Genomic DNA, 13,087 nt, shown 5'->3' on the forward strand with positions numbered 1-13,087 from the left:
CCTGGCGCGTTGTCTCCTCAGGACCAAGACCTGAGAGGCGACATGAGCGACCTAGCGGACGATCTCGATCAATGGACCGGGCCACATACCGGGTTGCTGGCCGGATTGCGGGCCGACCGGGTGCGCCCGGCGGTGCGGAAGGCCATGACCGAGGCAGGCTTCACGCCGATGGACCTCGGCGACGGCTGCCGCGCCTGGTACCGCCGGTCGGACGACGGCACCCATGCGCTGATTTCGCACAACAACGCGCTGGACGGCGACCCGACGGTCAAGGACTGGATCGTCGGCCAGTATGGCGAGCGCGGCGGCTTCGTCGAGGTCGGCGGCCTGCCGCTGTTCCGGGCGCTGGAAGGGGCCGACACCCTGCCGTCGCCGGTGCGGCCGGACGGATCGCTGGTGGAGGCGCTCTATCCGTCCCTCCAACAGGCGCTTGATGATCTGGGGTGATAGTCCAGCTGCAGCTCGCGGATGGCCCAATGGGCGATGACCAAGGTCGGGCTGGACAAGCGGAGGGCTGAACGGAAAAGCTCACGCCGGTTGCCATATGGGATTAAGACCCCCATCTGACGGCCGACAACAGCCCCGACCATCAGCGAGCCGCCTGTCCATGGAAGCCGACCGATCGAAGCCCTTGCGCATCCTGCTCGTCGAGGACGAGCCGCTGGTGGCCATGGCCATCGAGGATTCGCTGGAAGTCCAGAATGTCGGCGTCGTCGGGCCCGCCGGCACGGTGGCGGAGGCGCTGGAGTTGATCGCCAAGGGCGGCATCGACGCCGCCCTGCTGGACGTCACCCTGCGCGGGGAGCGCGTCGACAGCGTCGCCGACGCGCTGAGCGCCCGGGGCATCCCCTTCGTCTTCACCACAGGCCATGGCGCCGCCGGCCTGCCGCGGAGCCATCAGGACCGGCCGGTCCTGACCAAGCCCTTCCGCGAGGTCGAGATGACCGACGCCATCGACCGCTACTTCCGCGGCGCCGCCTGACCGCCCGTAGGCCAACACCAATCAGCCAACGCCACTCAGCCCGGCCGCCCGTCAACCCGCGGCGACAGCAGGACCGGGGCGTAGGCGACGAGGTACAGGGTGAAGGCCGCGACCCAGGCATAGCCGGAGCATTGCAGCGCCGACCACACCCACTCCACCGGCAGCAGCGGCGAGGCGGTGCGGGCGACCGCCGCGACCGTCAGCAGCACATAGGCGGCGACCGTCAGCCGCGACACCGCCAGCGGCCGCCCGGTGTGGCCGAGCGAGGCGCGGCTCATCACCGCCAGGATCAGGGTGGCGAAGGCGCCGACCGTCAACGCATGGGTTCCCGCCGCCGCCGGCAACCCGGCCAGGGCATGCAGCCCGCGCAAGCCCAACGCCACCGGCACCCACAGATAGCCGACATGCAGGATCCACAGGATCGGCGAGCGCCAGGCCTTCCAGCCCTGCCAGCCGGCCAGCCGCACCGCATGGGCCACCGCAGCGGCGAGCGCGATCAGCCCGGTGACAACGGACTCCGGCGCCACCATCGCCGCCGGGATCAGCGCCAGCGTCAGAACCAGCACCGGCCGCTCCACCATCGGCCAGGACCGCACGCCCAGCCCCGCCTTGCCCAGCCCGTTGCGGGTGAAGGCCGGCAGGATGCGCCCGCCGATCACCGTCACCATCATCAGCACGACGCCAAGACCCAGCGCGAAGCCGGCATCCGTCCCGCCGTCCAGCAGTTCCAGCCAGTCGAGGTGGATCAGCAGGTTGGCCGTCGTCAGCAGGCCGATCAGGATCAGGAAGGCGCTGTTCCGCCACTTGCCCGCCGCCACCAGCGGCCGGCCGAGCGCCAGCCCCAGCCCCGGCAGGAAGGCGATGTCGATCACCGCCGCCACCGGCTCCGGCATGCCGGTCCAGGGGAAGACGGCGACGCGGCCGGCGATCCACAGCGCGGCGAGCGCCATCAGCGGCGCGCCAGACACCGCCTTGGTTCCGGTCCAGCTCGGCACCGCGGTCAGCAGGAAGCCGGCGACGGCGGCCACCACCGTACCGAACAGCATCTCATGCGCATGCCAGGCGCTGGCGCCGACCGCATGCTCGGGCCATTCCCCGGTCACCAGCACGCCCAGCCAGGCGCCGAGCAGCCCGACGGCAGCCACGCCGCTGAACAGGAAGAAAAAGCGGAAACCATACTGGAACAGGATCGGGATGGCGGGGCCGTCGTCGCGGCCGGCAAGACTGGGGGAGGACATGAAGGGGGACTCCGCAAAAACGGGTGCTGCAGTGCAGGATTGACCGTCAGCCTGCGCCCCCCGCCCCCACGCCGCCTTGACGAAAATCAAACGCATTCGCAAGCTGCTCCCCCGCTTCCTTTCCTTTCAGGTCCATGCCCCGTCCCGACAGCCTGTCCCTGCGCGAGGCCCGCCGCATCGCCATCGCGGCCCAAGGCTTCCCCAACATGCCCCCCGAAGCCGATCCGGTGGAGGCCCGCCATGCCCGGCGCCTGATCGGGCGGCTGGGGCTGGTGCAGATCGACTCGGTCAACGTGCTGGTGCGCTCGCATTACCTGCCGCTCTTCTCGCGGCTGGGGCCGTACGAGGCGGCGTTGCTCGACCGGCTGGCCTATGGCGGCAAGCGGCGGGCGCTGTTCGAATATTGGGGCCATGAGGCGTCACTGATCCCGGTGGAGCAGCAGCCGCTGTTCCGCTGGCGCATGGCGCGGGCCGAGCGTGGCGAGGGCATATACAGCGGGCTGGCGCGCTTCGCCGCCGAACGCCGCCCCTACATCGACTCCGTCCTGGCCGAGGTGGCGGCGCGCGGGCCGCTGGGCGCCTCGGAACTGTCCGAGGCCGGGCGCGGGGCCGGCGGCTGGTGGGGGTGGAGCGACGGCAAGCGGGCCGTCGAGTTCCTGTTCTGGGCCGGTCTGGTCACCACCGCCGGCCGCCGCGGCTTCGAGCGGCTCTACGACCTGCCGGAGCGGGTGCTGCCATCCGCCATCCTCGACACCCCCACCCCGGAGGAGGACGAGGCCCAGCGCGCCCTTCTGCGCATCGCCGCCCGCGCCCATGGCGTGGCGACCGAGCGCGACCTGCGCGACTATCACCGGCTGGAGGTCGCCGACGCCCGCCTGCGCATCGCGGAACTGGTGGAGGCCGGCGACCTGCTGCCGGTGACGGTGGAGGGCTGGGAGCGCACCGCCTACGTCACCCCCGACCTGCGCATTCCCCGCAAGGCCCCGGCCCGCGCCCTGCTCTCCCCCTTCGATTCGCTGATCTGGGAGCGGCAGCGTACCGAACGCCTGTTCGGCGCCCGCATCCGGCTGGAGATCTACACGCCCGCCCACAAGCGGGAGCATGGCTATTACGTCCTGCCCTTCCTGATGGACGAGCGCATCGCCGCCCGCGTCGACCTGAAGTCCGACCGCAAGGCCTCCGCCCTGCTGGTCCAGGCCGCCCACACCGAACCCCACGCCAGCCACGGCACCGTCGCCGCGCCCCTGGCGGCGGAACTACGCCGTCTGGCCGGCTGGCTTGGGCTGGAGCGGGTGACGATGACCGGCGGCGGCGATCTGGCGCCGGCCTTGGCGACGGAGTTGCGGCAGACGGGGGCATGAGTTCGACCGGAGGACAGGGGATCGCATTCGACTCCCTCTCCCGTGGCGGGAGAGGGCGAATGGCGCCTCACTCCAGATGGTCGAGCGGCAGCCGGGTCTCGAACTTCACCTCCTTCAGGGTGACGCTCGATTTGACGTGCGACACCGCGGGGATGGAGAAGATGCGTTCGCTGAGGAAGCGGCCGTAATCCTCCGTCGTCGGCACGACGATGCGCAGCAGGTAATCGGCGTCGCCGGTGACGGCGAAGCATTCCAGCACCTCCGGCATGTCGGCGATGGCGGTCTCGAACTGTTCGACCGCATTCTCCTTGTGGCGTTCCAACGTGACATGGGCGAAGACGCACTCGCCCAGCCCCAGCTTGCGCGGGTCGAGCTGCACCGTGTAGCGGCGGATGACGCCGATGTCCTCCATCGATCGCACCCGGCGCCAGCAGGGCGAGGCCGACAGGCCGACGGTATCGCCCAACTCCTGCATGGTCAGGCGGGCATTCTCCTGCAGGGCCGCCAGGATGCCCTTTTCATGCCGGTCGAGCTTGATCGCCGCCATCTGCGCCTTCCCCCTCCTCCGCCCGTTCAATCGTTACACCTGCAAACATAAGCAGAGCCGGCTGCCGGTGCGAGCCCTTCCATGCAACCAATCCGCCCTTCCCGGTGTTGGTCCGACGGTGGGAGCGGGCGCCAAGCGTGGGAGAACGGACGTGTTCGATTGGATCGTTGCTATGGTGGAGCACACCGGCTATGTCGGTGTCGCTCTGCTGATGTTCGCGGAAAACCTGTTTCCCCCCATCCCGTCGGAGCTGATCCTGCCGCTGGCCGGCTTCACCGCCGCGCGCGGCGACCTGGGGTTGGTGATGGTCATCGTCTCGGGCACGGGCGGCGCCTTGCTGGGGGCGCTGTTCTGGTATCTGATCGGCCGCTGGGTCGGCTGCCGCCGGCTGAAGCGCTGGGCCGGGCGCCATGGCCGTTGGCTGACCATCGCGCCGGAGGAGGTCGATCAGGCCGCCGCCCGATTCCGCGAACATGGCGGCCGGTCGGTGCTGATTGGCCGGATGATCCCGGCGGTGCGCACGCTGATCTCCATCCCCGCCGGGGTGTCGGAGATGCCGCTGGGTTCCTTCCTGCTCTACACCACCGTCGGCACGGCGATCTGGACGACCTTTCTCGCCAGCGCCGGCTATCTGCTGGAGGACCGCTACCAACAGGTCGCCGGCTGGCTGAACCCGGTGTCCAACATCGTCTTCGCCGGGATCGCTCTCTGGTACGTCTATCGCGTCGCCACCTTCGGCCGGCGGACGAGCGGGCAGCCGGCGGAATAACGGCCAAGCCCTTTTCCACCCTGAGAAAAACGTCCCCGCCCCCGCTGGACGGCCGCGCCGCCGCCATGCTCTGACTGGCCGATCCGACCGCCAGCGGGAGCGCCCTTCATGAGTTCCACCGAGAGTTCCACCCCCACCATCATCCTCGTCCATGGCGCCTTCGCCGACGGCTCCTCCTGGAGCCGGGTGATCCCGCGCCTGCAAGCGGAAGGGTTCGCGGCGGTCGCGGTGCAGAACCCGCTGGTCTCACTCGACGACGACGTCGCCCATGTCCAGCGCGCCATCGACCGGACCAAGGGGCCGGTGGTGCTGGTCGGCCATTCCTGGGGCGGCGCCGTCATCACCCAGGTCGGCGCTCAGGAGCGGGTGAAGTCGCTGGTCTACATCGCTGCCTTCGCCCCCGACGCCGGGCAATCGCCGAACGACACACTGAAGCCCTTCCCGCCCTCGGCCGGCCTGTCCGGCGTCTCCGTGGACAAGGACCGTTTCCTGACCTTGAAGCCGGAGGGCATGGCCCGCAACTTCGCCCAGGATTTGCCGGCCGAGGATGCCGCACTGCTGGCCGCGACCCAGGGGCCGGTGGCGGCGGCCTGCTTCGCGACCAAGGTCTCCGCCGCCGCCTGGAAGACCAAGCCCGCCTGGTACGTCGTCGCCACCCAGGACCGCATGCTGCCACCCGACTTCCTGCGCGCCACCGCGTCGCGCATCGGCGCCCGGACGGTGGAGGTCGACAGCGGCCATGCCCCGCACCTGTCGCGCGCGGAAGCCGTCGCGGCGGTGATCGTCGAAGCGGCGCGCGCCGTCTAGCCCCTCTTCCGCACCGCCCCCGGCGTGATGCCGCGGCGACGGCGCAGGCTGCGGGTCAGGGCGCTCTGGTCGGAGAAGCCCACCGCCAGCGCCACCTCGGCGAGCGGCAACCGGCCGTCCCGCAGCAGCGCCTCCGCCCGGTCCAGCCGCAGTTCCGCCAGCATCGCGGCGGGGGTGCTGCCGGTGCGGGCACGGAAGCGTTCATGGAACCGGCTGGGCGCCAGACCAGCCGCCTCCGCCAACTCCGCCACCGTCAGCGGCTCGGCACAGCGCTCCGCCATCAGGGCCAGGGCGCGGTCGATGGGGTCGTCCGACAGCGGCGCCGGCGGCTGCCGGGCTTCCAGGGCGCGCAGCAGCAGCCCCGCCGAATGGTGGGCCAGCACCGGGTCGAGCGGCTTGTCGGCCGCCTCCGCCGCCAGATAACGCACCAGCCCGTCCAGCGCGCCGTCGATGGCGAAGAAGGCGTCGCAGGCGCGCACCGCCGCCTCCGGCACCAGACCGGCGGCGGGCACGTCCAGCACGACGAAGCGGTTGGTCCCGCCGCTGCGGAAGCTGTGCGGCACGCCGTCGGCCACCAGCACCCCGCGCCCGTCGCCCACCCGGCCGCAGGCACCGCCGACCTCCATGTCGAGGGTCCCGGCGACCGGCAGCACAATCTGGTGATGGTCATGGGCGTGCCGCCGTTCATGCCCGTCGTAACTGCGGGTGCTGACGGTCGGCCGATGCGGGGACGCCACGCCGGCGGGCTCCTTGCTGTTGGATCGATGGGCCGATGCTACGCCCTCCTCCCCGGCGCGTACAGGCACAGCTGTGCAAGGCTATGGGACCGGCCACCCGGGACAAATACCAGAAGGCGAAACTGAGTTTCAGCAAATCGCGCCGGCGAATTTTCAAGTCAACGTCCGCAATGCGCACCGCTCAGCCGATATTCGCCCACCCATTCACTTGAGCGTTGCCTGATATTCCGGACGAACAATTGCGGCACCGGACAGCGCCTCCTTATGAGTATTTTCAAACAAGAAATACGACCGCCAAGGCACGGATCGTTCGCCATTCGCCAAAAAGCACTCATAAAAGGAACGCCCGATGTACCGAGATCGCATCCGCCTGAAATCCCTGTGGGGCAAGGTGGTTCCGGCGGAAGAGGCCGCCTTCCTCATCAAGGACGGCATGACCGTGGGCATGAGCGGCTTCACCCGCGCCGGTGACGCCAAGGCGGTGCCGCTGGCGCTGGCCGAACGCGCCGCGTCGGAAAAGCTGAAGATCACGCTGATGACCGGCGCCTCGCTGGGCAACGACGTGGACCGGATCCTGACCGAGGCGGGGGTGCTGTCGCGCCGCCTGCCCTTCCAGGCCGACCCGGTGCTGCGCAAGGCGATCAACCGCGGCGAGGTGATGTTCGTCGACCAGCATCTGTCGGAAACGGTGGAACTGCTACGGTCCCGCCAGATGGGTCCGGTCGACGTCGCGGTGATCGAGGCCTGCGCCATCACCGAGAATGGCGGGATCGTGCCGACCACCTCCATCGGCAACTCGGCGACCTTCGCCATCCTGGCCGAGAAGATCATCATCGAGCTGAACCTGACCCAGCCGCTGGATCTGGAGGGGATGCACGACGTCTACATCCCGACCCGCCGCCCCTTCCGCGAGCCGATCCCGGTGGTGACGGCGGAAAGCCGCGCCGGCCTGCCCTATATCCCGATCGACCCGTCACGGATCGCGGCCATCGTGGTGACGCGCAAGCAGGACAGCTCCGCCAACATCCTGCCGCCCGATGACGAGACCAACGCCATCGCCGGCCACCTGATCGAGTTCCTGGGCCGCGAAGTGAAGCAGGGCCGGATGGGCCGCTCGCTGGCGCCGCTGCAGGCCGGCATCGGCACCATCGCCAACGCGGTGCTGCACGGGCTGATCGACGGCCCATTCCACGACCTGACCATGTACAGCGAGGTTCTGCAGGACAGCACCTTCGAGCTGTTCGACGCCGGCAAGCTGAACTTCGCCTCGGGCTCCTCGATCACGCTCAGCGCCGGAAAGTACGCCGAAGTGCTGCCGAAGATCGGCTCCTACAAGGGCCGGCTGCTGCTGCGCCCGCAGGAGATCTCCAACCATCCGGAGGTGATCCGCCGCCTTGGCGTCATTGGCATCAACACGGCGCTGGAGTGCGACATCTACGGCAACGTCAACTCCACCCATGTCAACGGCACGCAGATGATGAACGGCATCGGCGGCTCCGGCGACTTCGCCCGCAACAGCCACCTCGCCATCTTCGTCACCAAGTCTCTGGCCAAGGGCGGCGCCATTTCCAGCGTCGTGCCGATGGTGACCCATGTCGACCACAACGAGCATGATGTCGACGTTCTGGTGACGGAGGTCGGGCTAGCCGACCTGCGCGGTCTGGCTCCGCGCGAGCGGGCCGAGACCATCATCCGCAACTGCGTCCACCCCAGCTACCGCGAACTGGCGATGGACTATCAGCGCCGGGCGCTCCAGCGCGGCGGCCACACCCCGCACCTGCTGGAGGAGGCTTTCGCCTGGCACACCCGCTTCCAGCAGACCGGCAGCATGATGCCGAAGCCGCTGGCGGCCGAATAGGGTCCCTCGAAAACGGGCGGGCCGCGGAATTCCGCGGCCCGTTCCCGTTACCCATATGCCGTCATACGTGCTGCCCGCCATTGCGCTCCAAGTAGAGAAGCAATGCTGGATAATAGTGCTTGCGCTCGGACGAAATCTTCTCGCAGAAACGCTTGGCGGCACCGCTCTTGAGCCAATCCTCAAGCTGACCGTTCTGACGTTTTTCCGCGACAATGGCATCGATCGCGTCCAGAATCTTGTGTATCACCTCGGGCCTCGTCTTATGAAGATTGGAGCGGCGTCTTCGTCGCCCTCACAATCTTATATGCGCTCAGCAGGCGGTGAACGGCCCTGCATTCTGGGAATGGCTGCGTGTTGCAATGCACAAAACGAATGAGTCACGCCCTCTCCCGCTCCTCCTCCGGCGGGCGCAGGGCCTGTCCGGTCGGGCATAGGCGCAACAGCACGCAGCGGTCGCAGGCCGGCGCCTGATAATAGCAGCAGCGCTGGCCGTGCAGCATCATGACCTCGTGGTTGTCGTAGACCTGCTGGGCGTCCCACTCCGCCGGCAATTGCGCCGACAGCACCGCATGCGACGGGCCGACGGCGACGTTGGCGGGGATCAGGCCGGTGCGGACGGCGACGCGGTGATGGTGGCTGTCCACCGGCAAGGCCGCCTGCCGCAGGGTGGAGAAGCTGAGCACCGCCGCGCTGGTCTTCGGCCCCACCCCCGGCAGTTCCTCCAGCCACGAACGCGCCTCCGGCACGGTCATGCCCGACAGCAGGTCGAGCGACAGGCCGCCGACCCGCTCGGTGATGCGGTGCAGGATGGCCTGAATGCGCGGAGCCTTCTGCTCCGGCCAGGTGACGCCGGCGATGGTCGCCTCCACCTCCGCGACGGGAGCGTCGCGCACCGCCTCCCAGTCGGGCCAGCGCCGCCGCAGCGCCTTGAAGGCGGCACCGGACGCCGCATTCCGGGTGCGGTGCGACAGCAGCGACGACACCAGCTCGCTCAGCGGGTCGAGGCTGTGGAAATAGGCGACCGGGCAGCCGTAAACGGTGCACAGCAGCCGATGGATCTCGAGCGCCTTGTCGCGCAGCGCAACGGGGTCGGTCATAAAAACCGACAACAGGCGAACCGGTAAGGCGTTACCGGTAAATCATCAGCCCACCAGCCCCGACATCACCGCGCGCAGCTGCGCCGGCTTCACCGGCTTGTTCAGCACCAGACAGCCGGCCGCCTTGGCCTCGTCCGCCAGTTCCGGCGTGCGGTTGGCGGTGACGATCACGGCGGGCAGGATGCGGCCGCAGGCGGCGCGCAGCCGCGCCACCTCGTTGACGCCCAGCGCGCCGTCGTCGAGATGATAGTCGGCGATCAGCAGATCCGGCGGCTGCGGCATGCCGGACAGCAGCGCCAGCGCCTCGTCGCCGTTGGTGGCCGACACCACGTCGCAGGCCCAGCCGCGCAGCAGCGCCTCCATCCCCGCCACCACCGCCGGCTCGTTGTCCAGCACCAGCACGGAGGTGCCGGCCAGCCGGTTGGTCATCGGCCGGGCGGCGACGCTGGCCGGGCGCACGGCGCGACGCTCCGTCCCGCGCGGCACGGTGACGGCGAAGACGGAGCCCCGGCCCGGCTCCGACCGCACGGTGATGGGGTGGCCCAGCATGCGGGCGACGCGGTCGACGATGGCGAGGCCAAGCCCCATGCCGCGGTCACGCCCCTTGGTGACGGGGGTGTCGAGGCGGCGGAACTCCTGGAAGATCTCGGTGATCTTGTCGCGCGGGATGCCGGGGCCGTTGTCCCACACCTCGATGCGGATGCCGTCGCCGGTCCGGCGGCAGCCGACCACCACCCGGCCGCCCTGGACATAGCGCAGCGCGTTGGACAGGAAATTCTGCACGATCCGGCGCAGCAGCCGCATGTCGCTGCGCACCACCGCCCCCGATCCCACCACCTTCAGGTCGATGCCGCGCTCCGCCGCGACGGCGGCATATTCGGTGGCGAGCGGCGCCAGGATGCCGCGCAACGGGAAATCGCTGACCTCCGGCGTCACCGCCCCGGCATCGAGCTTGGAGATGTCGAGCAGCGCCGACAGCAGATCCTCCACCGACGCCAGAGCCAGGTCGATGTTGTCCACCAACTCCGCATTGGCGGCCGGCTGCTCCAGGTCGGCCAGGGCCGAGACGAACAGGCGGGCGGCGTTCAAGGGCTGCAACAGGTCGTGGCTGGCGGCGGCGATGAAGCGGGTCTTCGACAGGTTGGCCTGATCGGCCTGGGACTTCGCCTGCTGAAGCTGGTCGTTCAGCGTCATCAGCGCGGATTTCTCCGCCTGCTCGGATTCGCGCCGCCGCTCCTCCTCATGCTTGATGACGGTGATGTCGGTGTAGACGCCGACGATGCCGCCGTCGCGGGTGCGCCGCTCGTTCACCTGGATCCAGCGGCCGTCGGACAGGCGATTGAGGAACACGCCCTTCAGGTCGTGGCGGTGCTCCATCCGCTCGCGCAGCCAGACGTCGGGCGGCGGCTCGCTGACCGCGCCGGCGGCGGCGACCATCGCCACCAGATCGTTGAAGCGGATGCCGGCCTGGATGCGGCCCGATACCGACGGCCAGTAGGACAGGTATTTGCGATTGCACAGCACCAGCCGGTCGGACGAGTCGAACAGGGCGAACCCCTCGTTCACCGACTCGATCGCCTCGAACAGGCGGGTGCGCATGGTGTCCGCCAGCTCCTTGGCGCGGGCGAGATCGCGGTTGCTGTCCTCCAGCTTGTGCAGGGCGCGTTCCAACTCCAGCGTGCGTTCGCGGATCTTCTGCTCCAGCACGATGGCGGTCTGGAACAGCGAGAAGGCGCCGCCCTGGAAATCCATCGACCGCTCGACGCGGTCCATCAGCACCTTGTTGATGCGCTGGAGCTTGGCGTTCTCGCGCTCCAACTCGGCGATGCGGTCGGCGGGGTCGAGGGTCCAGCTGCGGGTTTGGATGCCGGCCATGGCTTAGCGCCCTCCGATGGCGACGCCCGTGAAGGTCTGGTTGACGTGCATGCCGTTCACCTGTTCGCCGTAGGCGCAGAATCCGACAACCCGGTTGCGCGCCAGCCGTTCCGACATGACGGCATTCAATTGCCGCTGCTCCATCTCCAGCCGGCGCAGGATGCAGTCGCAGCCGAGGATCAGGTCGGGAGCGCCGACCTCCGCCTCGATGCCTGCGATCAGACCATCGAAGTTGGAGACCGGGTCGACCCCCTCCGCCACCGTCAGGACGATGCCCTCGTCGATGGCGCAGAAGAAGGTCAGGCTCTCGTCGTCGTTCACCTTCTGGATGGAGCGGACATGGTACTGGCCCCCGACCCGCACGACGACCGGATGCGCGGCGAAGATCATCGGGGTCAGCGGCTCGCCCTCCAGCCCGACCAGCCGGGCGTACTCGCGGCCTGCCGGCTCGGCATTGATCTCATGGACGATGCGGTGCTGCGGATCGGCGCCGGTGACCACCATCTTGCGGTCGGAGCTGACGAAATGCTGGGTGCGGAAGACGGTGAAGGGCCGGTTGGTGGTGAACAGCGTCACCACCGCGGCGTTGGGATGAAATGCCCCCTCGTGCAGGACGAAGGTGCGTTCGAAATGCAGGTCGTCACCGGCCGAGGCGCCGAACAGCGGGATGTCGATCAGGGCGTTGTGCAGCGCGCTGACCACCGTCTCCTCGCTCATCGACAGGCCGTCGATCAGCAGCATGGCGAAGCTGCGGGCATCCTCGCCCAGCGGCACCGCCCGGCTCGCCATCGCCCGGTCGCGGCGCGACAGCAGCGAGCGCGCGATGGCGGTGCTGTCGGCGATCTCGAAGCGGTCGACATGGTCGACCAGCGCGGTGACGATGCAGAAATCCTCGCTCGGGAAGCCCACCGCCACCAGGGCGTTGGTGGTGTAGCCGCCGGGACCGATTTCCCCCGCCGTGGTGCAGCCGATGACCGGCACCATGCCGAACTCCCGCGCCAGGGCATCGGCCAGGGCGTTTCGGTCATAGCTGGGGGCGCAGAACACCACCACCAGTTCCAGCGGCACCTCGCCCAGCCCGGCACGCAGGTCCCGCGCCGCCTCGTCGGGGCGTTCGGCATGGGTCACGGCGCGCGGCATGCCGTCGCCGGACGCGGGTTTCACCGGGCCGTCTGCGGAGGGGCCGTCTGCGGAGATCTCGCGTGTGGACATCGATGCCGCCTGCGCCTCCCTCTCCGTGCGCGGATGCGATCCGGCAAGGGTACTCCAGGGATGGCGGCGGGCAAGACCAATCCGCGGACCGGTGAAGGAGGACATGATGCGGGGCGGCTCCTGAAGATGCTCGGCCTAGATACTCTCTGCCGGCTGCGGATCGGGCAAGCCGGCCAATTCCTCGTCGGTGAACAGGCGGGCCTTGGCGGTGAAGCGGACGCCGTCCGGCGCCTCGATCGAAAAGCCGCCGCCGCGCGCCTGGATAACGTCAAGGATGACCTGGGTGTTGCGCCACCATTGGAAGGTGTCGTCCGACATGCAGAAAGGCGCGCCGGCGACCAAGCCGAGACAAAGGTCGCGCCCGCCCAGCCGGAACTCCCCTTTCGGCAGGCAGAGCGGCGCCGACCCGTCGCAGCAGCCGCCCGACAGATGCAGCAACAGCGGCCCGTGCTTCGCGGCAAGGCGATCCAGCAGGGCGATGGCTTCGGGGGTGGCGGTGACGCGCTCTGTCGGCATGGGGTGGTCCTTTATCACGAAACCACGCGGCGAAAGAAAAAAGGCCGGGGGACGCGCCCCCGGCCCAGGTTTGCCCGATAGGGAGGAG

General features: G+C 69.1%; 14 protein-coding genes. 6 read left to right on the plus strand and 8 right to left on the minus strand.

The annotated features are described in order from the left end of the window. Positions 1-42: 42 nt before the first annotated feature. Together ACCD06_RS34015 and ACCD06_RS34020 are read left to right on the plus strand one after the other, a co-directional pair. A complete protein-coding gene (locus tag ACCD06_RS34015) occupies positions 43-447 on the plus strand; it encodes a hypothetical protein (RefSeq protein ID WP_413346878.1) in 405 nt (134 codons plus the stop codon). A 160-nt stretch (positions 448-607) separates the two neighbouring features. Continuing rightward, positions 608-982, plus strand: coding sequence for a response regulator (locus tag ACCD06_RS34020; RefSeq protein ID WP_109156211.1), 375 nt, complete (start codon positions 608-610; stop codon positions 980-982). 35 nt (positions 983-1,017) lie between these two features. On the opposite strand, the gene ACCD06_RS34025 is transcribed toward ACCD06_RS34020, so the two are convergent. Beyond that, positions 1,018-2,220, minus strand: coding sequence for an NnrS family protein (locus ACCD06_RS34025; protein ID WP_413346880.1), 1,203 nt, complete (start codon positions 2,218-2,220; stop codon positions 1,018-1,020). A 134-nt stretch (positions 2,221-2,354) separates the two neighbouring features. On the opposite strand from ACCD06_RS34025, the gene ACCD06_RS34030 reads away from it, so the two are divergent. Beyond that, entirely contained in the window at positions 2,355-3,581 is a 1,227-nt protein-coding gene (locus ACCD06_RS34030) for a winged helix-turn-helix domain-containing protein (RefSeq protein WP_413346882.1), read from the plus strand. 67 nt (positions 3,582-3,648) lie between these two features. Here ACCD06_RS34030 and ACCD06_RS34035 read toward each other — a convergent pair whose 3' ends face one another. Continuing rightward, on the minus strand, positions 3,649-4,128 hold the full coding sequence (locus tag ACCD06_RS34035; protein ID WP_109156215.1) for an Lrp/AsnC family transcriptional regulator: 480 nt from the start codon (positions 4,126-4,128) through the stop codon (positions 3,649-3,651). A gap of 151 nt (positions 4,129-4,279) precedes the next feature. Here ACCD06_RS34035 and ACCD06_RS34040 point away from each other — a divergent pair, with 151 nt between their 5' ends. Both ACCD06_RS34040 and ACCD06_RS34045 read left to right on the plus strand, forming a co-directional pair. After that, complete coding sequence (locus tag ACCD06_RS34040; RefSeq protein WP_199231933.1) at positions 4,280-4,897, plus strand: DedA family protein; 618 nt, start codon at positions 4,280-4,282, stop codon at positions 4,895-4,897. A 108-nt stretch (positions 4,898-5,005) separates the two neighbouring features. Beyond that, complete coding sequence (locus tag ACCD06_RS34045) at positions 5,006-5,704, plus strand: alpha/beta fold hydrolase (RefSeq protein ID WP_413346885.1); 699 nt, start codon at positions 5,006-5,008, stop codon at positions 5,702-5,704. Here ACCD06_RS34045 and ACCD06_RS34050 read toward each other — a convergent pair. Continuing rightward, positions 5,701-6,441, minus strand: coding sequence for a helix-turn-helix domain-containing protein (locus tag ACCD06_RS34050; RefSeq protein ID WP_413346887.1), 741 nt, complete (start codon positions 6,439-6,441; stop codon positions 5,701-5,703). The two genes, ACCD06_RS34045 and ACCD06_RS34050, sit on opposite strands and share 4 nt — an antisense overlap. 349 nt (positions 6,442-6,790) lie before the next feature. On the opposite strand from ACCD06_RS34050, the gene ACCD06_RS34055 reads away from it, so the two are divergent. Next, entirely contained in the window at positions 6,791-8,299 is a 1,509-nt protein-coding gene (locus ACCD06_RS34055; RefSeq protein WP_109156219.1) for an acetyl-CoA hydrolase/transferase family protein, read from the plus strand. A gap of 61 nt (positions 8,300-8,360) precedes the next feature. Here ACCD06_RS34055 and ACCD06_RS34060 read toward each other — a convergent pair whose 3' ends face one another. The 5 genes from ACCD06_RS34060 to ACCD06_RS34080 form a co-directional block, all read right to left on the minus strand. After that, the gene (locus ACCD06_RS34060; protein WP_109156220.1) at positions 8,361-8,546 is read right to left on the minus strand and encodes a hypothetical protein; all 186 of its coding nucleotides are present in this window, start codon (positions 8,544-8,546) and stop codon (positions 8,361-8,363) included. Positions 8,547-8,676: 130 nt separating this feature from the next. Next, positions 8,677-9,396 (minus strand): endonuclease III domain-containing protein, encoded by a 720-nt coding sequence (locus ACCD06_RS34065; protein WP_413346890.1) that lies wholly within the window; start codon positions 9,394-9,396, stop codon positions 8,677-8,679. A 45-nt stretch (positions 9,397-9,441) separates the two neighbouring features. After that, positions 9,442-11,271 (minus strand): hybrid sensor histidine kinase/response regulator, encoded by a 1,830-nt coding sequence (locus tag ACCD06_RS34070; protein ID WP_109156222.1) that lies wholly within the window; start codon positions 11,269-11,271, stop codon positions 9,442-9,444. A gap of 3 nt (positions 11,272-11,274) precedes the next feature. Then, entirely contained in the window at positions 11,275-12,483 is a 1,209-nt protein-coding gene (nosP, locus tag ACCD06_RS34075) for a nitric oxide-sensing protein NosP (RefSeq protein ID WP_413346892.1), read from the minus strand. Positions 12,484-12,618: 135 nt separating this feature from the next. After that, complete coding sequence (locus ACCD06_RS34080; protein ID WP_413346894.1) at positions 12,619-12,999, minus strand: DUF779 domain-containing protein; 381 nt, start codon at positions 12,997-12,999, stop codon at positions 12,619-12,621. Positions 13,000-13,087: the final 88 nt, after the last annotated feature.

This window comes from Azospirillum sp. CT11-132 (assembly GCF_047302835.1).
Classification (GTDB): Bacteria; Pseudomonadota; Alphaproteobacteria; order Azospirillales; family Azospirillaceae; genus Azospirillum.

Excerpts from the sequence above, each read along its gene's own strand:
- ACCD06_RS34015 (WP_413346878.1), top strand. The coding sequence starts at position 43 with ATGAGCGACCTAGCGGACGATCTCGATCAATGGACCGGGCCACATACC.
- ACCD06_RS34020 (WP_109156211.1), top strand. The coding sequence starts at position 608 with ATGGAAGCCGACCGATCGAAGCCCTTGCGCATCCTGCTCGTCGAGGAC.
- ACCD06_RS34025 (WP_413346880.1), bottom strand. The coding sequence starts at position 2,220 with ATGTCCTCCCCCAGTCTTGCCGGCCGCGACGACGGCCCCGCCATCCCG.
- ACCD06_RS34030 (WP_413346882.1), top strand. The coding sequence starts at position 2,355 with ATGCCCCGTCCCGACAGCCTGTCCCTGCGCGAGGCCCGCCGCATCGCC.
- ACCD06_RS34035 (WP_109156215.1), bottom strand. The coding sequence starts at position 4,128 with ATGGCGGCGATCAAGCTCGACCGGCATGAAAAGGGCATCCTGGCGGCC.
- ACCD06_RS34045 (WP_413346885.1), top strand. The coding sequence starts at position 5,006 with ATGAGTTCCACCGAGAGTTCCACCCCCACCATCATCCTCGTCCATGGC.
- ACCD06_RS34055 (WP_109156219.1), top strand. The coding sequence starts at position 6,791 with ATGTACCGAGATCGCATCCGCCTGAAATCCCTGTGGGGCAAGGTGGTT.
- ACCD06_RS34065 (WP_413346890.1), bottom strand. The coding sequence starts at position 9,396 with ATGACCGACCCCGTTGCGCTGCGCGACAAGGCGCTCGAGATCCATCGG.
- ACCD06_RS34070 (WP_109156222.1), bottom strand. The coding sequence starts at position 11,271 with ATGGCCGGCATCCAAACCCGCAGCTGGACCCTCGACCCCGCCGACCGC.
- nosP (WP_413346892.1), bottom strand. The coding sequence starts at position 12,483 with ATGTCCACACGCGAGATCTCCGCAGACGGCCCCTCCGCAGACGGCCCG.
- ACCD06_RS34080 (WP_413346894.1), bottom strand. The coding sequence starts at position 12,999 with ATGCCGACAGAGCGCGTCACCGCCACCCCCGAAGCCATCGCCCTGCTG.